Origin of the sequence: Zeimonas sediminis (assembly GCF_023721795.1) — a bacterium.
Classification (GTDB): Bacteria; Pseudomonadota; Gammaproteobacteria; order Burkholderiales; family Burkholderiaceae_E; genus Zeimonas; species Zeimonas sediminis.
Genome location: NZ_JAMQYE010000002.1, coordinates 1 through 24,998 on the forward strand (window position 1 = coordinate 1; position 24,998 = coordinate 24,998).

Sequence of the window (24,998 nt, forward strand, 5' to 3'; positions counted from 1 at the left end):
GCTTGGCGCTCTCGCCCAGACGCCCACACTTATCGACTGCTGGATTGTTAAAGAACTCGATCGCGCTGCATTTGCAGTGGGTCGCGATCAGCAGAGAAGCGAGATTATGGCGGGGGTTTTTTCGGTTGTCAAATCGACTCGCCGGGAGGCTCCGTTGGCCCCGTTCCGGAAAGCCGGCGGAGCCGCGCCCCCCGCCGCGCGCCCGGCTCAGACCATCACGATCGGCCAGCCCGCACGGCGCAGGCCGCGCTCGAGCCGCTCGCGGTCGGCCGAGTCGGTCGGGCGCGGCAGCAGCAGCAGCCCGGTGCCGCCCCCGGCGGCCCGCTGCCTGGCAGCGAGCAGCTCCTCGAGGCTCGCTTCGCGCCAGTCGTCGCGCCAGCCCTGCTGACGCAGCCAGTCGCGAAGCGCTGCCGCGCGCGCCGGGTCGTCCGGAAGGACTAGCCGGCCGGGCGCGGCACCGCTCACCAGGCGATGCCCGATCTCCAGGACCCGCTGGCCGGCCGGGCCGGCACCCGGCAAGGCCCAGATCTGGCGACCCGGTGCGATCGCCGGCGCCGCGGTCCGCTGCGCGCCGCGCGGCCGGGCCAGCGTCGGCGACAGCCCTATCGAGGTGGCGATCCCGGCGCTGGGGAGCACGACGCAGTCGGCGGCTTCGGCGACCTCGAGCGCCTGCTGGACGATCCGGCCGCGCGCGATCCGGAACGACCAGTTCACGCCGGCCTCGCGCGCCACCCGTTGCAGTTGCCGCTGCAGCGCGCTCGCCTGCGCGCGAAGCGCGTCCTCGAGCGCCTCGGACTCGACCGGCGCCTGCCCGGCCGGGCCGAACAGACGGGTCTCGAAGGCCTGCGGAAAGGCGGCCAGGCGGAACAGGTCGGCGTTCTCGACGAACAGGGCCGCGAGTTCGGCCCGAAGGACGCGGGCGAGCGCGAACGCCGCGCCGAGCGGCGCCTCGCTTCGATCGAGCGCATCGAGCGCAAGCCAGATGCGCGGCGCGTCGCCGGCGGCCGGCGCGCCTTGCGCCTCCCGCGCCGCGCCTTGCGCCTTGCGCGCCGCGCCCTCGCCGCGCCCCTCACTGCCCGGCATTGCCACCCCTCCTTCCCCGGATCCGGCGCAACGCGAAATCCCTGGCGATCTCCGCATACTGGCCGAGGCGCGCCCGGACCTTCCGGTCGATGTCCGCCTCGCCGGTCAGCAGCGCGATCGCCTCGTCGAAGTGCGACACCGCGTGGATGGCGAAGCGGCCGTCCCGCACCGCGTCGACCACGTCGTGCCTGAGCATCAGGTGGCGAAGGTTCGCCTTCGGAATCATCACGCCGTGGCTCGCGTCGAGGCCGCGCGCCGCGCAGATGTCGAAGAAGCCCTCGATCTTCTCGTTGACGCCGCCGATCGCCTGGACTTCGCCCCGCTGGTTGACCGAGCCGGTCACCGCCCAGGCCTGCCGGATCGGCACGCCGGCCAGCGATGAAACCAGCGCGCAGAGTTCCGCCAGGGAGGCGCTGTCGCCCTCGACCGGTCCGTAGGTCTGCTCGAAGGCGAGGCTCGCGCTCAACGCGAACGGCTGCAGCGCCGCGTAGCGGGCGGCGACGAAGGCGCTGAGGATCATCACGCCCTTCGAATGGATCGCGCCGGCGAGCTGCGACTCGCGCTGGATGTCGATCACGTGCCCGTCTCCGATCCGGGTGGTGGCGGTGATCCGGGTCGGCTGGCCGAAGACGAGCTCGCCGACCGAGTACACCGCCAGCCCGTTGATCTGCCCCGGCTCGGCGCCCTGCGTGTCGATCATGATCGTGTCGCGCAGGATCTCCTCCTGCATGCGTCGCCGGACGCTGTCGCTGCGCTCGATCCGCGCGTCGAGCGCGCGCTGCACCTGCTCCGCCCCGACCACCGAGAGCCCCGCCTTGCGGGCCCAGTATTCGGATTCGGTGAGCAGGTCCTCGAGGGCGCGCCGGTGCAGGCTCAGCTTGCCGGAGTCGCCCACCTCGCGCGCGCCGAACTCGATGACCCGCGCCACCGCCTGCCGGTCCAGCGGGATCTCGCAGGTCTTGCGGGCGATCGTGCCGATGACCCTTGCATAGACCGCGACCGACTCGGGCGAGCTGTCGGCGTCGTCCTCGAAGTCGGCGGCCACCTTGAACAGCTCGACGAATTCGGGGTCGTAGGCCTGCAGCAGCATGTGCAGCATCCGGTCGCCGAACAGGACGACCTTCACGTCGAGCGGGATCGGCTGCGGCTCGAGCGACACCGTGCTCACCGCCCCGAAGAACTGGCCGGGCGACTCGATGCGGACCTCGCGCGTGTGCAGCGCGCGCTTGAGCGCCTCCCAGGCGAAGGGCTGCATCAGCACCCGGCGCATGTCGAGCAGCAGATAGCCGCCGTTGGCCCGGTGCAGCGCGCCGGCCTTGATCAGCCCGAAATCGGTCAGCAGCGCGCCGAAGCGCGCGATGTGCTCGATCCGCCCGACCAGGTTCGTGTAGGTCGGGTTCTCCTCGGTGACCACGGGCGCCCCGGCCTCGTCGCCACCGCCCACCAGCAGGTTGACCTCGTAGCGGCGCAGCGGCGGCAACTCCTCGGCCTGGGCGGCGAGCTGCTGCGGCATCGACTCCCCCTGCGAGCGGAAGATGTCGGCGTTCTCGACCACGTCTTCCTTGAAGGCCTCGAGCCAGGCGACGACCTCGGGCAGGGCGACGTAGCGGCGCAGCAGGTCGTCGACCATGTTGCCGACCGCGAAGGTGGTCACCTCGCGGTTGAGCTTGCGCATCTCGTCGCGGTGCGCCCGCCGCCACAGGACCACCTGCCTCAGGAGCCGCTCGAGCTTCTCCTGCAGGCCGCGGACCGCCTGGGCGATCCGGTCCTTCTCCTCCTGGGGGAGCTTCTCGAACTCCTCGTGCGGCATCACCTCGCCGTCCTTGTCGGGGGCGAAGGAGAAGCCGGTCGGCGTTCGCAGCAGGAGGATGCCGTGGCCCTGCGCCTCGTCGACCAGCTCGCTGAACGCCTTCTCCTGCTTGCCGCCGAACTGCGCGTCGATCTGCTCGACCCGGGAACGGTAGTCGTCGCTCTCGAGCACCGCCGGAATCGCGCTGCGCAATTCCTCGATGAGCTGCTGGATGTCGGTACGGAAGCCCGGCCCGCGCCCGAACGGAAACCGCAGCGCGTGCGGCCTGTGCGGCTCCTTGAAGTTGTTGACGTAGCACCAGTCGTCGGGCCGGGCCTGCGCGGCGGCGATCGCGACGATCCGCTCGCGCGTGGCATCGGACTTGCCGGTGGCCGGGTCGCCGAGCACGAAGAGATTGAAGCCGCTGCGCCGGATGCCCACGCCGAGCTCGATCGCCTCGATTGCGCGCTGTTGGCCGAAGGCGTCGGCGATCGGCTCGAGCTGGTCGGTGGTCTCGAAATCGAACTGGCTCGGGTCGCAGTAATGGCAGAGCGCCTCTGCAGACACTCGGGTCATCGCGCGTTCTCCGTGTTGCCTGTGCCTTTCGCGGGCCCCTGGGCCGCGGGCCGCGGCAGGGCCGGGCCGGCGTCCTGCTCGGGCACCTCGGCGCACAGGGCCTGCAGGTCGTCCTGGTCGAGGGTCTCGCGCTCGAGCAGCAACGCGGCCCCGCGCTCGAGCCGCGCCCGCTGCCGGGCCAGGATCGCGAGGCTTTCGGCGAAGGCCGAGGCGACCAGCTCGCGGACCGCCTCGTCGATCCGGCGCGCGCTCTCCTCGGAATGGCGCCGGGCCTCGGGAACCTGCTCCGCGATGCCGAGGAAGGCCGAGCGCGGCGACTCGTAGACCAGGTTGCCCAGCCCCTCGTCCATGCCGTACTGCATCACCATGCTGCGCGCGATGTCGGTCACCTTGGCCAGGTCGTCGGACGCGCCGGTCGATATCTCTCCCAGCACCAGCTGCTCGGCGGCCCGCCCGCCCAGCAGCACCGCCATCTTGCGCTCGAGCTCCTCGCGGGTCATCAGGAAGCGGTCCTCGATCGGGCGCTGGATCGTGTAGCCAAGCGAGCCTATCCCCCTGGGGATGATCGAGATCTTGTGGACGACGTCGGTGCCCGGCAAGGCCATCGCCACCAGCGCATGGCCCATCTCGTGGTGGGCGACGATGCGCCGCTCGAGCGGATTGAGCAGCCGGTTGCGCTTCTCCAGCCCGGCCACGATCCGCTCGATCGCGCCGGTGAAGTCGTCCAGCGTGACCGCCTCGCGGCCGTTGCGCGTGGCGAGCAGCGCGGCCTCGTTGACCAGGTTCGCGATGTCGGCGCCGGTGAAGCCCGGCGTGAGCGCGGCCACCTGCTCGGGATCGACGTCGGGCGCGAGCCTGACCTTGCGCAGGTGCACGCCGAGGATCTGCACCCGCCCCTTGCGGTCGGGCCGATCGACCAGGACCTGCCGGTCGAAGCGCCCGGCGCGCAGCAGCGCCGGGTCGAGGATCTCGGGCCGGTTCGTGGCCGCGAGCAGCACGACGCCCGACTTCGGGTCGAAACCGTCGAGCTCGGCAAGCAGCTGGTTCAGCGTCTGCTCCTTCTCGTCGTGGCCGCCGCCGAAGCCGAAGGCGCCGCGGGCGCGGCCCAGCGCGTCGATCTCGTCGATGAAGATGATCGCCGGCGCCTTCTGCCGGGCCTGCTCGAACAGGTCGCGCACCCGCGCCGCCCCGACGCCGACGAACATCTCGACGAACTCCGAGCCGTTGATCGAGAAGAAGGGCACGCCGGCCTCGCCGGCGACGGCGCGGGCGAGCAGGGTCTTGCCGGTGCCCGGCGGGCCGACCAGCAGGATGCCCTTCGGGATGCGCGCGCCGAGCCGGCCGTATTCCTGCGGGTTCTTCAGGAAGCCGACGACCTCGCGCAGCTCCTCCTTGGCCTCGTCGACGCCGGCCACGTCGTCGAAGGTGACGCCGACGCCGGTCTCGACATAGACCTTGGCGCGGCTCTTGCCGATCGACATCAGCCCGCCCCCGCCGCCGAATCCGCCGATTCCCTTTTCCGCGATCTTGCGCAGCGCGAACATCCAGATGCCGAAGAACACCAGCACCGGCAGGATCCAGCCGAGCAGGTCGCGCAGCAGCGTGCTCTCGATCACGCCGCGGAAGCTCGCGCCGTGCTCGGCGAGCTCGTCGGCCAGCCGGGGATCGACCCGCACGGTCACGAAGCGGGTGCGGCCGTCGGCCTGCGGGCGCTTGAGCGTGCCCTGGATGCGGTCGGCGGTGACCTGCATGTCGGCGACGTTGCCGGCCTCGAGCTGCTGCATGAACTCGCTGTAGGGCATCGGCTCGACGGCCTTGAAGCTCTGCCAGACGTCGTGCGCGAGCATCGTCAGCAGCAGCACCGCCGCGATGTGCCAGACGTTCCAGCCGGGATGCTGAGTGCGCTCCATTTCCTGTCCGTGTTTGTCCGATTCTAGTCAGCTTCGTCATGCTGCGGGAGGTCGCGGTGCAGCCGCTTGACCCTCGGCAAGGTTCGGCCCGTGGCCGGGCGCCGGGCGGGCCCGGGACCCCGGTCCGCGAGGCCGGTGACGGGACTAGAATGTGCTGCGAACCCCCGCCTGTCCACCCGCGATCCCCGAAGGAGACCCATGAAGCTCGAAAACGTGCTGGCAGCGCTGCCCGAACAGGAAGTCACGATCGACGTCCTGCAGGAGAAATACGCGAAGGGCGACGAGCGGACCGCGCACGACATCCGCAGGCGGGTGGCGCGCGCCCTGGCCTCGATCGAGGCGCCGGCCCAGCGCGAGCACTGGGAGGCGGAGTTCCTGTGGGCGATGGAGAACGGGTTCATCCCCGCCGGACGGATCAATTCGGCAGCCGGCACGGACATCCAGGCCACGCTGATCAACTGCTTCGTCCAGCCGATCGGCGACGCGGTCTGGGGACACGACGAGAACGGCACGCCGGGCATCTACGCCGCGCTGCAGGAAGCGGCCGAAACGATGCGCCGCGGCGGCGGCGTGGGTTACGACTTCTCGTCGATCCGCCCGAAGGGCGCGCTGGTGCGCGGCACGCATTCGCGGGCATCGGGTCCGGTGTCGTACATGCGGGTGTTCGACAAGTCCTGCGAGACGCTCGAGTCGGCCGGGTCGCGCCGCGGGGCCCAGATGGGCGTGCTGCGGGTCGATCATCCGGACATCGAGGAGTTCGTCCACGCCAAGCGCGACGGCTCGCTGTCGAACTTCAACATGTCGGTGGCCGTGACCGACGCCTTCATGCAGGCGGTGCACGACGACGCCGAGTTCGAGCTGTCCCACGAGGTGCGGCCCTTCGACGCGCCCGAGGACCTGCAGCCTCGCGCCGACGGCAAGTTCGTCTACCGGACGATCCGCGCCCGCGAGCTGTGGGACCAGGTCATGCGGTCCACCTACGATCACGCCGAGCCCGGCGTCATCTTCATCGACCGGGTCAACCGCGACAACAACCTCTCCTACTGCGAGCGAATCGAGGCCAGCAATCCCTGCGGCGAACAGTTCCTGCCGCCCTACGGCTGCTGCGACCTCGGCAGCCTGAACCTGGTGCGCTTCGTGTCGGATCCGTTCGGCGAGGCCCCGCGCTTCGACTTCGAGCGCTTCGACCGGGTCGTGTCGATCGCGGTGCGCGCGCTCGACAACGTCCTCGACCTGACGCTGTGGCCGCTGCCCGCCCAGGACCGCGAAGCCAAGGCCAAGCGGCGGATCGGGCTGGGCTTCACCGGCCTGGGCAACGCGCTGACGATGATGAAGCTGCGCTACGACACGCAGGCCGCGCGCGACCTGGCGGCGGACATCGCGTGCCGGATGCGCGACACCGCCTACGAGACCTCGGTGGCGCTGGCCGGCGAGCGCGGCGCCTTCCCGCTGTTCGACGCCGAGCAGTACCTGGCCGAGCCGCACGCGGCGTCGCGCCTGCCCGAGGCGCTGAAGGCGCGCATCCGCAAGGAGGGCATCCGCAACTCGCACCTGATGTCGATCGCGCCGACCGGCACGATCTCGATCGCCTTCGGCGGCAACTCCTCGGGCGGCATCGAGCCGGCCTTCTCGTGGACCTACACCCGGCGCAAGCGGATGCCCGACGGCAGCCGCCACGAGTACGAGGTCGAGGACTTCGCGTACCGGCTGTTCCGGCACATGGGCGGCAACGTCGGCGCGCTGCCCGACTACTTCGTGTCGGCGATGCAGATCTCGGCGCTCGACCACATGCGCATGAGCGCGGCGGTGCAGCCCTGCGTCGACTCGGCGATCAGCAAGACGGTCAACGTGGCCGAGGACTACCCGTACGAGGAGTTCAAGACCCTCTACCTCGAGGCCTGGAAGGCCGGGCTGAAGGGCATCACCACCTACCGGCCCAACTCGGTGATCGGCTCGGTGCTCAGCGTCTCGGGCACGCCGTCGGCGCAGCAGCCGCAGGACCTGACCGAGGACCCGGACCGCCGGCTTCGGCTCGACAAGCTGCCGCATCCGGCCCTGTCGTCGCTGCGCTGGCCGAGCCGCCCGAAGCTGCCTGCCGGCAACATGGCGTGGTCCTACATGTTCGAGCCGCTCGACGAGCGCGCCTCGTTCTGCATCTTCATCGGCCAGACCGAGGAGACGATCGAGCGCCTCGACGGAAGCCGGGCGGTTCGCAGCCTGCCCTTCGAGACCTGGGTCAACGGCAACGAGCAGCCGCGCGGCCTGGGCGCGATCGCCAAGGCGCTGTCGATGGACATGCGCTCGAACGACCGGTCCTGGCTCAGGCTCAAGCTCGACTCGCTGGGGCGCACCCGCGACGAGCAGCCGATGCAGTTGCCCTTCCCGCCCGAGGGCGAGGTGCGCTGGTCGCCGGGCGTGGTCGCGGCCTTCGCCGAGATCGTCCGGCACCGCTGCGAGGAGCTCGGCACCTTCGACTCGCTGGACACCCAGCCCACGCCGATGCTCGACGCGCTGATGTTCCGCAAGGAGCCCAAGTCGGGCCCGCTCGGCACGTTGTCGTGGACCGCCGACATCAGCAACGCCGCCACCGGCGACGACTTCGTCCTGGGGGTCAAGGAGCTGCAGCTGCCCGACGGCACGCGCAGGCCCTACTCGATCTGGCTGTCGGGCGACTATCCGAAGGTGCTCGACGGACTGTGCAAGCTGCTGTCGCTCGACATGCACGTGGTCGACGTCAACTGGATCGGCCTGAAGTTGCGCAAGCTGCGCAGCTTCGGCGAGCTGAACGGCTCGTTCTGGGCGCCGGTGCCCGGCGAGAACCGCCAGCAGGTCTACCCGAGCACCGTGGCCTACATCGCCGAGCTGATCCTGCACCGGTACAAGGTGCTGGGGCTGCTCGACGACGAGGGCCGCGCGATCGGCGGCGCCGGCGCGCTGGCACTGCCCGAGAGCGACACGGGCGGGCACGCGCCGACCGAGGCGCCGGTCATCGCCGGCCAGGCCTGCCCGTCCTGCGGCGCGCACGCCTACATCCGCAAGGACGGCTGCATGTTCTGCACCGCCTGCGGACACCAGGGCGAATGCGGCTGAGCGATCCGCGCTTCGGCTGCTGCGCCGGCCGAAGCGCCTCCCCGTCAAGAATCCTGAAGGACTAGGCCGCGCGGCCGACGCGCGCGATCGCACCGCCCCCTAGACTGGCGAAGGCATCCATGCCGGGAGCGGGGGAACGATGGTCGAGGCAGGCGACGCCGCGGTCGGCGCGGAGCGCGAACGACTCCAGGCCGGCCAGGCGGGCTTCGCGGCGGCAGCCGCGCTGCTGGTCTCCCTGTGGATGGCCGCGATCGCCGCGCCTGCAGCCCACGGCCCGCTCGTCGCGGGCTGGCTGCTCGCGTCCGTGCTGGCGCTCGCCGCCACGTCCGCCGCGCTGCCCTCGCTGCGGCGGCTTCACGAAGCGCAACTCGCAGCGGCCGACCGCTTCGGCCGGCTGTCCGCCGCGCTGTCGGGCCTGGTGTCCGGCGCTGCCGGCACGCTGTTCCTTCCCTCGCTCCCCGGCCCGGGCCGCGCCGCGCTGAGCATCGCCGCCTGCGCCGGCCTGGCGGTGGCGATGACCTCGATCGGCCGCCAGGGGCCGGCGTTCAGGCTGCAGCTCGCCTGTTGCGCCGGCCAGTTCGCGCTGGCCTGGTGGCGGCTCGACACGCCGGGCACGGCCGGCGTCGCCGCCGCCTTCGCCGGCTTCGCGCTGCTGGCCGGATCGGCGTCGACCTCGGTCGACCGGCTGGGCCGCCGGGTGCTGGCGGCAGCGATCGAGAACCGCCGGCTGGCCGAGTCCCTGGCCAGGGCGCGCGACCGGGCCGTCGCCGCCGACCGCGCCAAGGCTCACTTCATCGCGGCGGCCAGCCACGACCTCCGCCAGCCGGCGGCCGCGCTGTCGCTCACCGCCAGCCTGCTGCGCCGGCAGGTCACCGACCCCGCCGTGGCCCCCGCGATGCAGGGCCTGGAGCGTTCGATCGCCGCGATGAACGAGCTTCTCGGCCAGTTGCTCGATCTCTCCCGGCTCGAGACCGGGCACGTCAAGGTCGAGACACGGCCGGTCGACATCGATGCGCTGGTCCAGGACCTGCTGCAGGAAGCCGCTCCGTCGGCGCGGGCGCGCGGGCTGCGCCTGCGCGCGATTCGCTGCGGCTGCGAGCTCGACTGCGACCCGGTGCTGGTGTCGCGGATGCTGCGCAACCTCGTCGACAACGCGCTTCGCCATACCGCGCGCGGCGGCATCACGATCCGCGCACGCCCGGTACGCGCGCGCGCGGCGTCCGCCTGCGAGCCGTCCGCCTGCGAGCCGTCGGCCTTCGAGCTGTCGGCCTTCGAGCTGTCGGTGTCGGACACCGGCGCCGGCATTCCGGCCGAGCACCAAGGGCGGATCTTCGACGAGCACTACCAGGTCGCCGGCGAGCCGCAGCAGCGTGGCGGGCTGGGGCTCGGGCTGGCGATCGTGCGTCGCATCGCGGCCCTTCACGACGTGTCGATACGGCTGCGCTCGGCGCCGGGTCGCGGCAGCCGCTTCACGCTGCGCTTCGCGGGGGCGAGGTGGCGCCCGCTTCCGGCCCCCGGCGCGCCGGCCGCGCGCGAACCCTCCGTCCCCGGGAACCGGGGCGACCGGCCGATCGCCCCCGCATGCGGGCCGCAGCGCGGCGACCCCGCGCCCCTTGCCGGCCGCCGCCTGCTCCTCGTCGAGGACGACGTCGCCCTCGGCGATGCCTTCGCGCGGTGGCTCGAGGCGACCGGCTTCGAAGTCCTCAGGGCCGCGGATGCCGCAGGCGCCGCAGCGCTGATCGACGCTCCCGGTCGGATTGACGCGGCGATCTCGGACTTCCGGCTGCCCGGCGAGGTCGACGGCATCGCCGTGCTCGAACGGGTCTTGCGGCATCACCCCGCGGCGATCCGCGTACTGGTGAGCGGCGAGATCGATCCGGCCCTTTCCGACCGTGCGGCCGCGGCGGGGCTCACGCTCCTGTCAAAGCCCATGGAGCCGCGGCAGCTGGATCGCATACTCGGGCGAGGTGTCGGCTAGAATCGGTCGCATCCTTACCCGAGCGACAAGGCTCCCACTCCGCATGGCAGAACGCTTGCTCGTCGTCGACGACGAAGAGGACATCCGCGAACTCCTGGCCGACTACCTGAGCGGCTACGGCTTCGAGGTACGTACCGTCGGCAACGGCAGGCAGATGCGGGCGGCGCTGGAGGAGTCGCCGTGCGACCTCGTGCTGCTGGACCTGGGCCTTCCCGGGGAAGACGGCCTGACGCTGGCGCGCGAGCTGCGCGCGAATTCGAGTCTCGGCATCATCATCGTGACCGGCAGGGGCCAGCCGGTCGACCGTATCATCGGCCTGGAAGTCGGCGCAGACGACTACATCGCCAAGCCCTTCGAGCTGCGCGAGCTCGTGGCGCGGGTGCGCAGCGTGCTTCGCCGCATCCACGCCGCCGCGCCTGCGGCGGCGCCCGCAGCCGAACCCGCCGACGACGCCCGCCTGCGATTCGACGGCTGGACCCTGGACCCGGCGGCCCGGTCGCTGCACCGGCCCGACCGCCAGCCGGTGTCGCTGACCACCGGCGAGTTCGACCTGCTGACTGCCTTCGCCCGCAACCCGAACCGGGCTTTGTCCCGCGACGAGCTGATGGACATGATCCATCATCGCGAGGCCGGTCCCTACGATCGTTCGATCGACGTGCAGGTGGGCCGCCTGCGGCGCAAGATCGAGCGCGATCCGGCCCGGCCGGAGATGATCAAGTCGGTCCGGGGCGTCGGGTACATCTTCGCCCCTCGCGTCTGCCAGGAGTGAGCTCCGCCCCATGAAACCCGGCTCGATCGCCCTTCCCGGCCTGTTCGAGAGAATCTTCCGCACGGCGGCCGACGCGCTGGTGGTCATCGACGGCGACGGGCGGATCCGGCTCGCGAACCTGCAGGCCGAGCGCCTGTTCGGCCACGACGCCGAGTCGCTGCTCGCGCTGTCCATCGAGGACCTGATCCCGCAACGCTTCCGCGAAAACCATCGACGCTATCGGCAGCATTACGGCCGCCGGCCGGAATCCCGGCCGATGGGCATGAACCTGGCGCTGCTCGGCCTGCATCGCGACGGCCACGAGTTCCCGGTCGAGGTCAGCCTCAGCCCCTTCCCGCTCGACGACGAGACGCTGATCTGCGCGAACATCCGCGACGTGGCCGAGCTTCAGCGCGCGCGCGAGCTGGCCGTTCACGCGCGGCAGGCCACCGCGATCGCCGAGTTCGGCCGGCTAGCCTTGGCGAGCAAGGACACCGGCGCCCTGGAGCGCGAGGCATGCCGGCTGGCGGTGCTCCACCTCGACGCCACGCGGGCGCTGATCGTGATGCGCGATGCCGCCCGCCGGGAGCCGCGGGTGGTCGAGTCGATCGGCTTCGAGCCGGAGCGCCTCGACGCCGCCCTCGCGATGATCGCCGAACGCTGGCAGCGCGACGGCGACCTGCCGATGGACGAACCGATCCTGCTCGACCAGCCCGAAGCCGGCGCCGGCCGGCGCGCCGGCGCGGCACGGCCGGACCGGCCGGTGGCCCCGCAGCCGCCGGGGACCGCGATCTCGCATCCGGGCGCGCGGTCCACAACCGGCCTGATGCTCTGCGCGATCCCCGGCGAGGACGGCGCGGTCGGCCTGATCGGCGCCTGCGCCGCCGGCCGCCGCAACTTCGCGCGCGACGACGCGAGCTTCCTGCAGGCGCTCGGGAACACGCTGGGCGCCGTGCTCCAGCGCGAGAGCACCGAGGCCAGGCTGTTCCAGTCGCAGCGGCTGGAGGCGCTGGGCCAGCTCACCGGCGGCGTGGCGCACGACTTCAACAACCTGCTGACCGTCGTCTCGGGCAACCTGCAGATGCTCGAGGAGCGGCTCGACGACCCCTTCTCCCAGAAGTTGGCGAAGGCCGCGCTGCGCGCGACCGCGCGCGGCGCCGACCTGACCCGCAAGCTGCTGGCCTTCTCGCGCAGGCAGACGCTGCAGCCCCGCGCGATCGACGTCGCGCAGTTGCTCGACTCGCTGGCCGACGTGCTCAGGCGCACGCTGGGCGCGAACATCGACGTGCGGACCGCCTGCGACGAGGGCCTGCCGCCCGCCAAGGCCGACCCCGGCATGCTCGACACCGCGCTGCTCAACCTCGCGGTCAACGCGCGCGACGCCATGCCCGACGGCGGACGACTGACGCTGCAGGCGCAGCTCGAGCACCTGGACGCCGACTACGCCGGCCGTCACGCCGAGGTCGCGCCGGGCGAATACGTCGAGATTTCCGTCAGCGACAACGGCACCGGCATGCCGCCCGAGGTGCTGGCCCGCGCCTTCGAGCCCTTCTTCACGACCAAGGATCACGGGAAGGGCAGCGGCCTGGGCCTCAGCCTGGTCTACGGCTTCGTCAAGCAGTCGGGCGGGCACATCGCCGTCTACAGCGAGCCGGGCATGGGCACCACGATCCGCCTCTACCTGCCGATCGCCGACGAGGGCGCGACCCGGGCCAGCCGGCCCGCCCCCGCCGAGATCCGCGGCGGCGACGAGACGATCCTCGTTGTCGAGGACGACGATGCGGTGCGTGAGGTGGCCACAGGCTTCCTGAAGCGGCTCGGTTACCGGGTGCTCGAGGCGGCCGACGCGCGCCGGGCGCTGGCCCTGATCGAGGGCGAGTCGACGGTCGACCTGCTGTTCACCGACGTCGTGCTGCGCGGCGAGGTCAACGGCCCTGAGCTGGCCCGCCAGGCCGTGCGGCTCAGGCCCGGCCTGAAGGTGCTGTACACCTCGGGCTACCCGCGCAACGCCCTTCCGATGCAGGGGGAGCTCGACGGCAGCATCGAGCTGCTGAGCAAACCCTATCCGATCGCGCAGCTGGCCCGGATGCTGCGGCGCACGCTGGACGAATCTCCGCTGCCAACGCAAGAAGGCCCGGCTCGCTGAGCCGGGCCCGGAAACGAAGCGCCACGCTGCGCCCCCGCGCGCGCCGGCTGGGGGCGGCCCGAACCGCCCCGCCCGGCGACCGCCGGATCAGGCGCCGACTTCGCGGCGGCTGTCGACCCGGCCGATCACCGCCTTCAGCGCGCACATCTCGACGATCGTGATCTCGCGATTGCGCACCGCGATCAGTCCCTCGGACTGGAAGCGCGACAGGATCCGGCTGACCGTTTCGAGCTTCAGGCCGAGCAGGCTGCCGATTTCCTCGCGCGTCATGCGCAGCAGGAACTGGGTGGCCGACCAGCCGCGCGCGGCGAGCCGCTTCGAAAGGTTCAGCAGGAAGGCGGCGAGGCGTTCCTCGGCGCGCATGGAACCGAGCAGCAGCATCAGCGAACGCTCGCGCTGGATCTCGCCGGCGAGCAGCTTGAAGAGCTCGCGCTGAAGCGCCGGCTCGCGGCTGGCCAGCGCGTCGAGTTCCTCGAACGGGATCTCGACGACCTCGCTGTCCTCGAGCGCGATCGCGTCGCCGCCGCAGGCCTCGGAACCGACGCTGTCCAGCCCCAGCACCTCGCCGGCCATGTGAAAGCCGGTCACCTGCTCGCGCCCGTCCTCGGTCAGCAGGACGGTCTTGAAGGAACCGGCCCGGATGCCGTGCAGCGCGTGAAACGGCGCGCCGGCATGGAACAGGTACTCGCCGCGCCGGACCCGGCGCCGGGTGCCGCCGACCCGCATCAGCAGCGGCTCGAGCGCCGACATGCCACCGACCCCGGCGTCCGTGACCGAGCGGCCGGCGCGCGAGGCCGCGGCGGCGTGGCGCGCGGCGATTGCGGGGCTCTGGCTTGCGGTGGTGGCGGTCGTCTGGCTCATCGTGGGCCTCCCTCTGGCTTTTCTGTCGTAATTCAATGAATCGTCAGGAAGGAAATCTACCGATGCGCGCTGCCGGTTCGATTGCACGGCCGAAACGGTCGGTAACGGTTTGTAACGGCATGCCGGAGACTTTCGAGCGATCGCGCATTGACCGGGATCATCGTTCGTACGCCCGCCGACCGGCGATACTTGATCGCGATGGAATTTTCCGAACTGATCCAGCTGCGTTTCGGCGAGCATCCCGAACCCGGGTTGCTGCGCACCTTCGCGATCGCGCTCGCGATCGGGCTGCTGATCGGCCTCGAAAGAGAGCGCCACGCCGAGCCGATCGCGGGGCTGCGGACCTTCGCGCTGACAGGATTGCTCGGCGCGGTTTCGGCGATGCTGTCGGAGATGTACGGCTTCCCGTGGCTGCTGGCCACGGGGCTGTTCGCGGTCGGCGCGATGACCGTCGTCGCCCACGTGCACGACCGGGCCGCGCAGGCCGATCCGGGCACGACCACGACGGTGGCGATCATGCTGTGCTTCGCGCTCGGGGCGATGGTCTGGCGCGGCTACGCCGAGGCGGCCGCGCCGCTCGCGATCGTCACGACCGCGCTGCTCTACTTCAAGCCCGAGCTGAAGGGAATCACCGAGGGGCTCGGCCGGCGCGACCTGGTCTCGATCCTGCAGTTCGGCGCGCTCAGCCTGATCATCCTCCCGGTGGTGCCCGACCAGGGCTACGGCCCGCACGGCGCGCTGAACCCGCACCGCATCTGGCTGATGGTGGTGCTGATCTCCGGCGTGAGCCTGGCCGGCTACCTGGCCCTGCGCGTCGTCGGTCCCCGGCACGGCGCGCCGCTGGTCGGCCTGCTCGGCGGCCTGGTTTCCTCCACCGCGACCACGCTGATGTACGCGCGCGAGGCGCGCGACACCGGCGACGATCCGCGCGTGCCGGCGCTGGTCGTGCTGCTGGCCTGCTCGGTCGTGTTCGGCCGGCTCGCGGTGCTGTGCGTTGCCACCGCCCCTGCCCTGCTGCCGGCGCTCTGGCCGCTGCTGGTGGCCGGGGCGTTTCCGCTTCTGGTCGCCGCAGCGCTGGCGTGGCGCGGCATGCGGACACAGGACCTGCCGCCGGTGCCGGACGTTCGCAACCCGACCGAGCTGCGGACGTCCCTGTCCTTCGGCGCGCTGTACGCGCTGGTGCTTCTCCTGGCCGCGATCCTGTCGGCCGAGCTCGGCGCCGGCGGACTGTACGCGCTGGCCGCGGTCTCGGGCCTGACCGACGTCGACGCGATCGCGCTGTCCGGCATGCAGCTGCTCGGGCTCGACCAGATCGGGACCGCCGAGGCGGTCACCGTGATCGGACTGGCGGCGCTCTCGAACACCGTGCTGAAGGCCGCGACCGCGGTCGCGATCGGCGGTCGCGCGCTCGGCCGCCGGATCCTCGGCGGCTTCGCGGGCAGCGCGGCGGCGCTCGTCGCGGCGATCGCGTGGACGCAAGCGACGCTGGCGCCCTGAGAGGCCGTCCCGGAATCCCCCGCCGGCCGGCCGGACCCGCACGGACCGATTGCCTTGAATCAACACGAGAGCCCCGCTCTGGCCTAGGATTGCACCCTGACGGCGGCTGAAATCTCGCGGCCCGATCCGAAGCATCCCGATAACACGACACGATGGAGAGCTGAAAAGATGTACAAACACATCCTGGTTCCGACCGACGGATCGGATCTGTCCAACGAGGCCGTGGCCAAGGCCATCCAGTTCGCGAAGGAAACCGGCGCGAAGCTGACCATCCTTCACGTGATGCCCGAGTACATCCCGCCGGCCTTCGCCGAGTTCCCGGCCGCCGGGCAGGCCTCGTTCGCCGAATTCATGAAGGCCACCGAGGAGACCGCCAAGACGGTGCTCGGCGCCGCGCAGAAGTCGTCCGAGGACGCCGGCGTGGCCTGCGAAACGGTTTCGATCCGCCACACGCAGCCGTACCGGGCGATCATCGACCTGGCGCGCGACAAGGCCTGCGACCTGATCTTCATGTCCTCGCACGGACGCCGCGGGCTGAGCGCGCTGGTGCTCGGCAGCGAGACCAACAAGGTGCTGACGCACTCGAGCATCCCGGTGCTGGTCTTCCGGTGATCGATCTTCCGCGCGCCAGGCGGCGCGCCGACACGGACGGCCGGCCGCGCGCCGGCCGTTCTTCTTTGGGCGCGACCATGCGGATCCTCGCGCCGGCGCTGGCCCTGCTGGCGGCGCTCTGCTGGCCGGCCGCTGCGCCGCCGGCGCTCGCGGCGAGCCCGGCCGGCGCCGCCGATGCCTCCCCCAACGGCGCGGGCGAGACCGCAGCGACTACCTCATCGGCCGCCCGCAGCGCGTGGATCGAGGCGGTCGTACTCGGCGTCGACGACGGCGACTCCTTCGTCGCGCGTCGTCCGGACGGCGGCCGGATCCGCGTCAGGCTCGCCGGCATCGACGCGCCGGAGAAGTCGCAGCCCTGGGCCGCCGCCGCGCGACGCAAGTTGCGCGAGACGCTGGACGGCAGGGCGCTGCGCATCACGCCGCTGAAGACCGATCGTTGGGGCCGCTACGTGGCGCTGGTCGACGCGGACGGCGAGGACCCGGCGCTGGCGATGCTAGAAGCCGGGCTCGCCTGGCACTTCGCCCGTTACGATCGCGACCTGCCCGAGCGGCTGCGGCCGATCTACGCGCAAGCGGCCAGCGAGGCGCGCGAGCGCCGGGCCGGCCTGTGGCAGCAGGCCGACCCCGAGCCGCCGTGGGAATTCAGGCAGCGCTCGCGCTGAGCCGCGCTTCGGAGCGCGGGCGCCGAGCGCCCGTCAGGCAGCGCCCGCGCCCGCCTTGCGGCGCTGGCGAAGCGTCTCGTAGAGCACGACCCCGGCCGCGACCGACACGTTGAGGCTGCTGACCTGCCCCAGCATCGGGATGCTGACCAGCGCATCGCAGCGTTCGCGCGTGAGCCGTCGCAGGCCCTTGCCCTCGGCGCCCAGGACCCAGGCGACCGAACCGGTCAGCGTTTCCTCGTACAGCGAGTGATCGGCCTCGTCGGCGGTGCCGAGCATCCAGAAACCGGCGTCGCCGAGCGCGTCCATCGCGCGCGCCAGGTTGGTGACCATGATGTAGGGCACGCTCTCGGCGGCGCCGCTCGCGGTCTGCACCGCCACGTCGGTCAGCGTGCACGCGTGGTCCTTCGGCGCGATGACCGCCGCCGCGCCGGCGCCGTCGGCCACCCGCAGGCAGGCGCCCAGGTTGCGCGGATCGGTCACCCCGTCGAGCAGCAGCAGCGTGGCCGGCTTGCCGAGACCGTCGAGCAGCTCGTCGAGCGTCATTGCGGGCAGCGCGGCCTCGCCGATCGCCACGACCCCCTGGTGGCGCCTGCCCGGGCACAGCCGCTCGAGACGCGCGTGGTCGACCAGGTGCGGGCGCAGGCCCGCATCGGCGGCGAGCTTCAGAAGGTCGCGGGCCCGCGCGTCGTCGCGCGAGGCGTCGACGTAGAGTTCCCGGATCGATTCCGGCGCCCGGCGCAGCCGCGCGAGCACCGCGTGAAAACCGTGGATCAGCAAGATCGTTCCCGTGGTTGTGGTCGCTCAGCCCCGGCGCCGCCGGCGCGACGCGGGCCGCGCCGATTCGCCGGCCGCCGGGCGATCCGGACGCCTGTCGCCGGCCCTGGCCGCCCCCGCCCCGGCGGGCCGCTTGTCGGCCGCCTTGCCGGCGCGCTTGCCCGGCTTCGCGGACGCGGCGCCGTCCTTCGCCTTGCCAGTCTTGCCGGGGTTGCCGGACTTGCCCGTCTTGCCGGTCTTCCGGCGGCCATCCGGCTCGGGCGGAAGAGGCAGGGCAGGCAGGTCGGCGTCGGCCTCGCCGGTCCGTCGGCCGCCGGCCTTCGACGCCCGCCTCGCGCCCTCGCGAGCCGCCCGGGCCTCCTCGCGCTCGCCGCGCTGGCGGTCCCGCTCGAGGCTGCGGAAATCGGTTCGCTGCACGAGCCGGAACTCGATGCGCCGCGCCTCCAGGTCGACGCGCGAGACCTGCACGTCGATCGGGTCGGTCAGCCGGAAGCGGCGGCCGGTGCGCTCGCCGCGCAGTTCGTGACCCGACTCGCTGTACTGGAAATACTCGCCGCCGAGTTCCGACACGTGGACCATCCCCTCCACGTAGAGCTCGTCGAGCGTGACGAACACGCCGAAGGGGGCGACACCGGTGATGCGGCCGGCGAACTGCTCGCCGACCCGCTCGCGCATGTACATGCACTTGAGCCAGGCCTCGACGTCGCGCGAGGCCTCGTCGGCCCGCCGCTCGTTGGCCGAGCAGCGCATGCCCCACTGGTGCCAGCGCTCGATCGCGTCCTGCAGGTCTGCGGCGGTCCGGTCGGGCTGCCTGCCCTTCTGCGCCCTGCCCGCCGCGGCACCGGCCGCCGCGTTGCGGCCCTTTCGCCCCCTCGCGCCCGCCTCGTCCTCGTCGCGGCCGTCGAAGGGCAGCGGTCGATGGCGCTCGCCCTTGAGCAGCGCCTTGATCACCCGGTGCGTCATCAGGTCCGGATAGCGCCGGATCGGCGACGTGAAGTGCGCGTAGGCGTCGTAGGCCAGCCCGAAGTGGCCGACGTTCTCGGGCGAGTAGACGGCCTGCTGCATCGAGCGCAGCAGCATCGTCTGCAGCAGCAGGTGATCGGGTCGCGCGCGCATCTGGCCGGCCAGCGCCGCGTAGTCGCGCGGCGACGGCGACTCGCCGCCGCCGAGCGACAGGCCGACGGTGCGAAGGAACTCGCGCAGCACCTGCAGCTTCTCGGGCGTCGGGCCCTCGTGGATCCGGTACAGGCCGGGATGCCGGCTGCGGTGCATGAAGTCGGCGGCGCAGACGTTGGCCGCCAGCATGCACTCCTCGATCAGCCGGTGCGCATCGTTGCGGCCGCGCGGCACGATCCGTTCGATGCGCCCGGCCGGATCGCAGACGATCTGCGTCTCGACGGTCTCGATCTCCATCGCGCCGCGGCGCTCCCTGGCGCCGGCCAGCACGCGGTACAGGTCGTGCAGGTTGCGCAGCTGCGGCGCCAGCGCGAGCTTGTGCGGCGACACCGAAAGGTTCGGGCCGCCCGAGAGCATGGCCCACACCTCGTCGTAGGTGAGCCGCGCCGCCGAGTGCATCACCGCGTCGTAGAACTGGTAGGCCCGGATGCGGCCGCCGCCGTCGATGACCATGTCGCAGACGAGCACCAGCCGGTCGACCTGCGGGTTCAGCGAGCACAGGCCGTTGGACAGCTTCTCGGGCAGCATCGGGATGACCCGGCGCGGGAAGTAGACCGAGGTGCTGCGCTCGGCAGCGTCGGCGTCGAGCGGCGCGCCGGGCTTCACGTAATGGGACACGTCGGCGATCGCGACGATCAGGCGGAAGCCGGGCTCGGTCGCCTTGCGCCGGCCGCGGCGGCACGAGGGCGCGGTGTCCGCGCCGTCCGTCGCCCCGCCCGCCCGCTGCGCGGCCGTCTCGCGATCGTCGGCGCCGGCGTCGCCGACCGATTCGCCGCCGGTGCTCACCTCGATCGGCTCGCAGTAGACCGCGTCGTCGAAGTCGCGCGCATCCTCGCCGTCGATCGTGACCAGCGGAACGTCGCGCAAGTCGACCCTGCCCCGCAGGTCGGCCGGCCTGACCACGCCCGGCAGCGCGGCCGCGGCCTCGAGCGCGGGCGCGCTGAACTCGTGCGGCACGTCGAACTTGCGCACCGCGATCTCGATCTCCATGCCCGGGTCCTCGATCTCGCCGAGCACCTCGACCACGCGGCCGATCGGAGGGGCGCCGTTGGCCGGCGGATCGACGATCTCCACGCTGACGACCTGGCCGTGCTGCGCGTGGTGGGTGTCGCCGGGCGGGATGACGATGTCGTGCTTGATCCGCTGGTCCTCTGGCACGACGATGTTCACGCCGCGCTCGTTCAGGAAGCGGCCCACCAGCCGCCGGTTGGCGCGCTCGGTCACCTCGACGATCCTGCCCTCGGGCCGGCCGCGCGAGTCGTACCCGGTCTGCTTGACCAGCACGCGATCGCCGTGCATCGCCTTCTGCATCTGGCGCGGCGACAGGAACACGTCGGGCCCGCCGGCATCGGGGAGCAGGAAGCCGAAGCCGTCGCGGTGTCCCTGGACGCGGCCGGCGATCAGGTCGAGCTTGCTCGCGAGCAGCAGCACGCCCTTGCGGTTGGGCAGCAGCTGGCCGTCGCGCTCCATCGCGATCAGGCGCCGGTTCAGCGAATCGACGTGATCTGGCGGAACCTCGAGCCTCTCGGCGAGTTCGGCAGGCGTCATCGGGACGCCCGCGCCGCGCAGGCACTCCAGGATTTCCTCGCGCGTCGGCGCGAACCAGGCTTTCTTCGTCACGCTCTCACCATCGATTTGACAAATCCCCGCAGTCGATTAGAATTCGCGCCTCTACAGCGGTCGACTCTGTCGGCCGCAGTCTTCGGGAAGCTCTCCCGCAGACCCGCAGCCCAGATGGCGGAATTGGTAGACGCACCAGGTTCAGGTCCTGGCGGTGGCAACACTGTGGAGGTTCGAGTCCTCTTCTGGGCACCAGATTCAACGCCTGCGAAAGCAGGCGTTTTCATTTTATTGCCCAGAAAGCAGAGCGCCTGCGCGCTCTGCGTGAGGACTCGAAAGGCGAGGCTCGTCACCCCCACCGCGCCTTCAGGTCGTTCGGTCGCATGTGGTCGTACTCCTCGAAGGGCTGGTGGATCCAGGGGTTCGACGGCAGGTGCTCGATGCAGTAGTCGGGCATCGCGACCGACGAGCCCTTCGCCCAGACCACCGCCGAGCGGATCTCCTCGACCTGCGGATAGCGCGACTTCAGCGCGGGCAGCACCTCGACCAGCGTGGCGCCGGAGTCGACCAGGTCGTCGACGAGCAGCCAGCGCGGGCCGGGCAGCGGCGCCGCCGAGCTCATGTGCTCGGCGATCATCAGCCGGCTGCGCTTGGTGCCGGCCTCCTCGCGATACGAACTGGTGAACAGCACGCCCAGCGGCTTGTCGAACAGGCGCGAGAACACGTCGCCGATCCGGAGGCCGCCGCGCGCCAGGCAGACGATCGCATCGAAGTTCCAGCCCGACTCCCAGACCTTCAGCGCGAGCTTCTCGATCAGCCGGTTGTACTCGTCCCAGGATACGTAAAGGTCTTTCACGGGATCGGCCTCGACTCGTCGGAAGAACTCACTGGAAAGGATGCCTGATCAGGATGGTCTCGTCGCGGTCCGGGCCGGTGGACACCAGGTCGATCGGCGCGCCGGCCACCTCGGACAGGCGCTCCAGGTAGCGCCGCGCGTTCAGCGGCAGCTGCTCCCATTGCTGCAGGCCCACCGTGCTCTCCGACCAGCCGGGCATCTCCTCGTAGATCGGCTCGCAGCGCGCAAGCTCGGCGGCCCCGAAGGGCAGCAGGTCGAGCGTCTTGCCGTCCTGGCGATAGCCCACGCAGAGCTTCACGGTCTCGAGCCCGTCGAGCACGTCGAGCTTGGTGACCACCAGCCCGTCGATGCCGTTCAGCTGGATCGAGCGGCGCAGCGCCGGGGCGTCGAACCAGCCGCAACGGCGCGGACGGCCGGTGACCGAGCCGAATTCCTTGCCGACGGTGGCCAGGCGCCTGCCGATGTCGTCGTGCAGCTCGGTCGGGAACGGTCCGGAACCGACCCGGGTGGTGTAGGCCTTCACGATCCCGAGCACGCGATGCAGCGCCTGCGGGCCGACGCCGGCGCCGGCGGCGGCGGCGCCCGCCACGCAGTTGCTGCTGGTCACGTACGGATAGGTGCCGTGGTCGACGTCGAGCAGCGCGCCCTGCGCGCCCTCGAAGAGCAGCGGTTCGCCGCGTGCCATCGCCTGCGCGAGCAGCGCGGGCACGTCGGCCACCATGGGCCGGATCCGCTCGCCGAGCGCGAGCGCCTCGTCGGCGATCTTCGCGCCGTCGACCGGCTCGGCGCCCAGGTAGTGCTCGAGCGTGAAGTTGTGCAGGTCGAGCGCCTCGGCCATCCGCTCGCGGAACGCGCCGGCGTCGTACAGGTCCTGGATGCGCACGCCGCGGCGCGCCACCTTGTCCTCGTAGGCCGGGCCGATGCCGCGGCCGGTCGTGCCGATCTTCGCGTCGCCCCGACGCGCCTCGCGCGCCTGGTCGAGGGCCACGTGATACGGCAGGATCAGCGAGGCGGTGGCGCTGACGCGCAAGCGCTCGCGCACCGAGATGCCGGCCTGCTCGAGTTCGTCGATCTCCTGCAGCAGGGCGGTGGGCGACACGACCACGCCGTTGCCGATGTAGCAGGTGACGCCGTCGCGCAAGATGCCCGACGGAATCAGCCGCAACACCTGCTTGCGGCCGCCGATCACCAGCGTGTGGCCCGCGTTGTGGCCGCCCTGGAAGCGGACCACGCCGCGCGCGGTCTCGGTCAGCCAGTCGACCAGCTTGCCCTTGCCTTCGTCGCCCCACTGGGTCCCGATGATTACTACGTTCCTGGCCATCGCCTTCATTCCTGTGTCAGTGCGCGAACGATCCAGCGGCCGGCATCGTCGGTCGCCAGCTCGCGGTCGCATGTGAATTCCTGCTGATCCCGCTCGCTGCCGGGCAGCGACTGGATCACGATCTCGCCCGCGGCCCGCAGCCCGGCGATCGCGTCGGCGAGCGCCGGATCGTCGGACCAGGGGGCCGCGATCGCGCGCGCCGGCGGCTGCTCGGGTTGCAGGTCGGCAAGCGCCCGCAGCTCGAGCGAGAAGCCGGTGGCCGGCCGCGCGCGGCCGAACACCCGCCCGGCGTCGTCGTAACGACCGCCGCGCGCCACCGCGAACGGCAAGGCCTCGACGTACGCGGCGAAGGTGATGCCATTGTGATAGCGGTAGCCGCGCAGGTCGGCGAGATCGATCGAGACCTCCACGCCCGGCCAGCGGCGCCACATCGGCGAAGCGGCCAGCCGCTCCAGGCGATCGAGCGCCTCGCTGACCGGCCCGACCTGCGGCAGCAGCCGACGCGCCCGGGCGAGCGGGCCGGCATCGCCGGCCGGCGGCGTCGCGCCTTCCTTGCCGCCGATCGCGATCCGGCCGTGCAGGCCCGGCAGCGCGAGCAGCGCATCGCGCAGCCCGGCCGGCGCCGGCTCGAGCGCCTCGGCAAGCCCTGGCACGTCCTTGCCCTGGAGCAGCGCGTAGAGGTCTTCGGTGTCGAGGCCCGGAACCGGTCCGTGCAGCGACAGCAGGGCCGGAACGATGCCGACGTGGCACAGATCGATCCGCAGCCTGCGGCAATCGGCGGCGTCGAGCGAGCGCACCAGCAGCTCGATCACCTCGAGGTCGGCCTCGAGGCCCGCGTGGCCGTAAAGCTCGGCGCCGACCTGCATCGGCTCGCGGGTGGCAAAGGGGCTCGCCGCCCGGGTGTGCAGCACCGAGCCGGCGTAGCAGAGCCGCGCCACGCCGCTGCGGTTGAGCAGGTGCGCGTCGATCCGGGCGACCTGCGGCGTGATGTCCGCGCGCACGCCCAGCGTGCGCCCCGACAGCTGGTCGACCAGCTGGAAGGTGCGCAGTCCGAGGTCGCGACCGGAGCCGGTCAGCAGCGAATCGATGTGTTCGATCATCGGCGGCACGACCAGCTCGTAGCCGTACGATCGGTACAGGTCGAGCAGGCGGCGCCGCAGCTCTTCCATCCGACGGGCCTCGGAAGGCAGGACGTCGGAGATGTTCTCTGGCAGCAGCCAGCGAGGCATGGCGGGATTCCCGTCGGCAAAACCCCGTATTTTAAGTCAGAACAGCAGCAGCGCGATGCCGAGCAGGGCCGAGCCCATCCCGACGAAGCGGATCTGGCCGTCGCGCAGCCTGGCGATCTGCAGGAAGGCCTCGCGCCAGCGGGCCGGCGCGATCATCGGCAGCAGGCCCTCGAGCACCAGCATCAGCCCGAGGGCTGCGATCAGCTTATCCACGCCGGCGGCCCCTTGCTGCAGCGAATCGGCCGCGGCGCCGCTCAGCGACGCGCGCCGGACTCGCCGAAAAATCGGAAGAAGTCGGCCGACGGATCGACCACCAGCAGGTCGTTCCGGTTGCGGAACGACGCGCGATACGCCTCGAGGCTGCGGTAGAAGCCGGCGAACTCCGGGTTCTTGCCGAAGGCGGACGCATAGATCGACGTGGCCTGGGCGTCGCCCTTGCCCTTGATCCCCTGCGCGTCGCGATAGGCCTCGGCCAGGATCACCTCGCGCTGCCGGTCGGCGTCGGCCCGGATCTTCTCGGACTCGGCCGCGCCGGTGGCCCGGCGCTCGTTGGCCACCCGCTTGCGCTCGGACTCCATCCGCGCGAACACCCGCTCCTGCACCTCGGGGGCGAAATCGACGCGCTTGAGGCGGACGTCGACGATCTCGACGCCGATCTGCCGGGAGTCGGCATCGACCTTGGTCCGCACGTTCTCGACGATCTCGTTGCGAGCGTTGGAGATGACGTCGGCCACCGTGCGGCGAGCCACCTCGTTGTTCAGCGCATCGCGCAGGCTGCGCGAGATCCGGTCGGCGGCGACCTGCTCGCTGCCCGACACCGAGCGGATGAACTCGCGCGGGTCGACGATGCGCCACTTGATGAAGGTGTCGATCATCACGTTGAGCTTCTCGGACGTGATGAAGCGGTCGCTGTCGGAGGTGTCGAGCGTCAGGATGCGCTTGTCGAAGTAGGCGACGTTCTGGAACGGCGGCGGCAGCTTGAAGTACAGGCCCGGCTTGTCGTGGATGTGACGGATCTCGCCCAGCGCGTAGACGACCGCGAACTGCCGCTGGTCGACGACGAACACGGAGGACATCAGGATGGTGAGCGCGACCAGCGCGCCGAGGACGATCGGGACGATTCGGTTCAT

At 71.4% G+C, this 24,998-nt stretch carries 18 protein-coding genes and 1 tRNA gene; 8 read left to right on the plus strand and 11 right to left on the minus strand.

The genetic code is table 11. The features are described 5' to 3' along the window. Nucleotides 1-207: 207 nt before the first annotated feature. The 3 genes from M6I34_RS15405 to ftsH are packed head-to-tail and all read right to left on the minus strand — an operon-like array spanning nt 208 to nt 5,358. Nucleotides 208-1,083: a hypothetical protein gene (locus tag M6I34_RS15405; RefSeq protein WP_272486698.1), complete on the minus strand. Its 876-nt coding sequence runs from the start codon at nt 1,081-1,083 to the stop codon at nt 208-210. Continuing rightward, the gene (locus M6I34_RS15410) at nt 1,070-3,448 is read right to left on the minus strand and encodes a Lon protease family protein (RefSeq protein ID WP_272486699.1); all 2,379 of its coding nucleotides are present in this window, start codon (nt 3,446-3,448) and stop codon (nt 1,070-1,072) included. Before M6I34_RS15410 ends, M6I34_RS15405 begins: the two co-directional genes overlap by 14 nt. Further along, nucleotides 3,445-5,358 (minus strand): ATP-dependent zinc metalloprotease FtsH, encoded by a 1,914-nt coding sequence (gene ftsH, locus M6I34_RS15415; RefSeq protein ID WP_272486700.1) that lies wholly within the window; start codon nt 5,356-5,358, stop codon nt 3,445-3,447. Before ftsH ends, M6I34_RS15410 begins: the two co-directional genes overlap by 4 nt. A 198-nt stretch (nt 5,359-5,556) precedes the next feature. On the opposite strand from ftsH, the gene M6I34_RS15420 reads away from it, so the two are divergent. The 4 genes from M6I34_RS15420 to M6I34_RS15435 all read left to right on the plus strand — a co-directional run bounded on the left by M6I34_RS15420 (nt 5,557) and on the right by M6I34_RS15435 (nt 13,320). After that, nucleotides 5,557-8,448 (plus strand): adenosylcobalamin-dependent ribonucleoside-diphosphate reductase, encoded by a 2,892-nt coding sequence (locus M6I34_RS15420; protein WP_272486701.1) that lies wholly within the window; start codon nt 5,557-5,559, stop codon nt 8,446-8,448. Nucleotides 8,449-8,587: 139 nt separating this feature from the next. After that, nucleotides 8,588-10,426: an ATP-binding response regulator gene (locus M6I34_RS15425; protein ID WP_272486702.1), complete on the plus strand. Its 1,839-nt coding sequence runs from the start codon at nt 8,588-8,590 to the stop codon at nt 10,424-10,426. Nucleotides 10,427-10,469: 43 nt separating this feature from the next. After that, the gene (locus M6I34_RS15430; RefSeq protein WP_272486703.1) at nt 10,470-11,195 is read left to right on the plus strand and encodes a response regulator; all 726 of its coding nucleotides are present in this window, start codon (nt 10,470-10,472) and stop codon (nt 11,193-11,195) included. A 10-nt stretch (nt 11,196-11,205) separates the two neighbouring features. Further along, a complete protein-coding gene (locus tag M6I34_RS15435; protein WP_272486704.1) occupies nt 11,206-13,320 on the plus strand; it encodes a PAS domain-containing hybrid sensor histidine kinase/response regulator in 2,115 nt (704 codons plus the stop codon). A gap of 87 nt (nt 13,321-13,407) precedes the next feature. Here the strand turns inward: M6I34_RS15435 and M6I34_RS15440 are convergent, their stop codons facing one another. Then, nucleotides 13,408-14,181, minus strand: coding sequence for a helix-turn-helix domain-containing protein (locus M6I34_RS15440; protein WP_272486705.1), 774 nt, complete (start codon nt 14,179-14,181; stop codon nt 13,408-13,410). Between the two features lie 198 nt (nt 14,182-14,379). Between M6I34_RS15440 and M6I34_RS15445 the strand changes: the two genes are divergently transcribed. The 3 genes from M6I34_RS15445 to M6I34_RS15455 all read left to right on the plus strand — a co-directional run bounded on the left by M6I34_RS15445 (nt 14,380) and on the right by M6I34_RS15455 (nt 16,952). Continuing rightward, nucleotides 14,380-15,678 carry an MgtC/SapB family protein gene (locus M6I34_RS15445; RefSeq protein WP_272486706.1) on the plus strand — a complete coding sequence of 433 codons (1,299 nt, stop codon included), beginning with the start codon at nt 14,380-14,382 and terminating at the stop codon, nt 15,676-15,678. Nucleotides 15,679-15,846: 168 nt separating this feature from the next. After that, entirely contained in the window at nt 15,847-16,290 is a 444-nt protein-coding gene (locus M6I34_RS15450; protein WP_272486707.1) for a universal stress protein, read from the plus strand. A gap of 77 nt (nt 16,291-16,367) precedes the next feature. After that, nucleotides 16,368-16,952 carry a thermonuclease family protein gene (locus M6I34_RS15455; RefSeq protein WP_272486708.1) on the plus strand — a complete coding sequence of 195 codons (585 nt, stop codon included), beginning with the start codon at nt 16,368-16,370 and terminating at the stop codon, nt 16,950-16,952. Nucleotides 16,953-16,985: 33 nt separating this feature from the next. On the opposite strand, the gene rlmB is transcribed toward M6I34_RS15455, so the two are convergent. Then, nucleotides 16,986-17,726 carry a 23S rRNA (guanosine(2251)-2'-O)-methyltransferase RlmB gene (gene rlmB, locus M6I34_RS15460; protein WP_418953568.1) on the minus strand — a complete coding sequence of 247 codons (741 nt, stop codon included), beginning with the start codon at nt 17,724-17,726 and terminating at the stop codon, nt 16,986-16,988. A 27-nt stretch (nt 17,727-17,753) separates the two neighbouring features. Beyond that, a complete protein-coding gene (locus tag M6I34_RS15465) occupies nt 17,754-20,450 on the minus strand; it encodes a ribonuclease R family protein (RefSeq protein ID WP_272487218.1) in 2,697 nt (898 codons plus the stop codon). A 180-nt stretch (nt 20,451-20,630) separates the two neighbouring features. Between M6I34_RS15465 and M6I34_RS15470 the strand changes: the two genes are divergently transcribed. After that, nucleotides 20,631-20,717 (plus strand) — tRNA-Leu (locus M6I34_RS15470). A gap of 94 nt (nt 20,718-20,811) precedes the next feature. On the opposite strand, the gene M6I34_RS15475 is transcribed toward M6I34_RS15470, so the two are convergent. From M6I34_RS15475 to hflC, 5 genes are read right to left on the minus strand one after another with little or no spacing between them, the layout of a single operon-like run. Then, the gene (locus M6I34_RS15475; protein WP_272486710.1) at nt 20,812-21,318 is read right to left on the minus strand and encodes a phosphoribosyltransferase; all 507 of its coding nucleotides are present in this window, start codon (nt 21,316-21,318) and stop codon (nt 20,812-20,814) included. 28 nt (nt 21,319-21,346) lie between these two features. After that, nucleotides 21,347-22,639, minus strand: a complete 1,293-nt coding sequence (locus tag M6I34_RS15480; RefSeq protein WP_272486711.1) for an adenylosuccinate synthase — start codon at nt 22,637-22,639, stop codon at nt 21,347-21,349. A 5-nt stretch (nt 22,640-22,644) separates the two neighbouring features. Next, nucleotides 22,645-23,868, minus strand: coding sequence for an ATP phosphoribosyltransferase regulatory subunit (locus M6I34_RS15485; protein ID WP_272486712.1), 1,224 nt, complete (start codon nt 23,866-23,868; stop codon nt 22,645-22,647). A 36-nt stretch (nt 23,869-23,904) separates the two neighbouring features. Next, nucleotides 23,905-24,081, minus strand: a complete 177-nt coding sequence (locus M6I34_RS15490; RefSeq protein ID WP_272486713.1) for a DUF2065 domain-containing protein — start codon at nt 24,079-24,081, stop codon at nt 23,905-23,907. Between the two features lie 41 nt (nt 24,082-24,122). Continuing rightward, on the minus strand, nt 24,123-24,998 hold the full coding sequence (gene hflC, locus M6I34_RS15495; protein ID WP_272486714.1) for a protease modulator HflC: 876 nt from the start codon (nt 24,996-24,998) through the stop codon (nt 24,123-24,125).

What these genes read in the sequence shown, in the direction of transcription:
- M6I34_RS15405 (WP_272486698.1), bottom strand. Translation starts at nt 1,083, where the DNA reads ATGCCGGGCAGTGAGGGGCGCGGCGAGGGCGCGGCGCGCAAGGCGCAA.
- M6I34_RS15410 (WP_272486699.1), bottom strand. Translation starts at nt 3,448, where the DNA reads ATGACCCGAGTGTCTGCAGAGGCGCTCTGCCATTACTGCGACCCGAGC.
- ftsH (WP_272486700.1), bottom strand. Translation starts at nt 5,358, where the DNA reads ATGGAGCGCACTCAGCATCCCGGCTGGAACGTCTGGCACATCGCGGCG.
- M6I34_RS15420 (WP_272486701.1), top strand. Translation starts at nt 5,557, where the DNA reads ATGAAGCTCGAAAACGTGCTGGCAGCGCTGCCCGAACAGGAAGTCACG.
- M6I34_RS15425 (WP_272486702.1), top strand. Translation starts at nt 8,588, where the DNA reads ATGGTCGAGGCAGGCGACGCCGCGGTCGGCGCGGAGCGCGAACGACTC.
- M6I34_RS15430 (WP_272486703.1), top strand. Translation starts at nt 10,470, where the DNA reads ATGGCAGAACGCTTGCTCGTCGTCGACGACGAAGAGGACATCCGCGAA.
- M6I34_RS15435 (WP_272486704.1), top strand. Translation starts at nt 11,206, where the DNA reads ATGAAACCCGGCTCGATCGCCCTTCCCGGCCTGTTCGAGAGAATCTTC.
- M6I34_RS15440 (WP_272486705.1), bottom strand. Translation starts at nt 14,181, where the DNA reads ATGAGCCAGACGACCGCCACCACCGCAAGCCAGAGCCCCGCAATCGCC.
- M6I34_RS15445 (WP_272486706.1), top strand. Translation starts at nt 14,380, where the DNA reads ATGGAATTTTCCGAACTGATCCAGCTGCGTTTCGGCGAGCATCCCGAA.
- M6I34_RS15450 (WP_272486707.1), top strand. Translation starts at nt 15,847, where the DNA reads ATGTACAAACACATCCTGGTTCCGACCGACGGATCGGATCTGTCCAAC.
- M6I34_RS15455 (WP_272486708.1), top strand. Translation starts at nt 16,368, where the DNA reads ATGCGGATCCTCGCGCCGGCGCTGGCCCTGCTGGCGGCGCTCTGCTGG.
- M6I34_RS15465 (WP_272487218.1), bottom strand. Translation starts at nt 20,450, where the DNA reads ATGACGCCTGCCGAACTCGCCGAGAGGCTCGAGGTTCCGCCAGATCAC.
- M6I34_RS15480 (WP_272486711.1), bottom strand. Translation starts at nt 22,639, where the DNA reads ATGGCCAGGAACGTAGTAATCATCGGGACCCAGTGGGGCGACGAAGGC.
- M6I34_RS15485 (WP_272486712.1), bottom strand. Translation starts at nt 23,868, where the DNA reads ATGCCTCGCTGGCTGCTGCCAGAGAACATCTCCGACGTCCTGCCTTCC.
- hflC (WP_272486714.1), bottom strand. Translation starts at nt 24,998, where the DNA reads ATGAACCGAATCGTCCCGATCGTCCTCGGCGCGCTGGTCGCGCTCACC.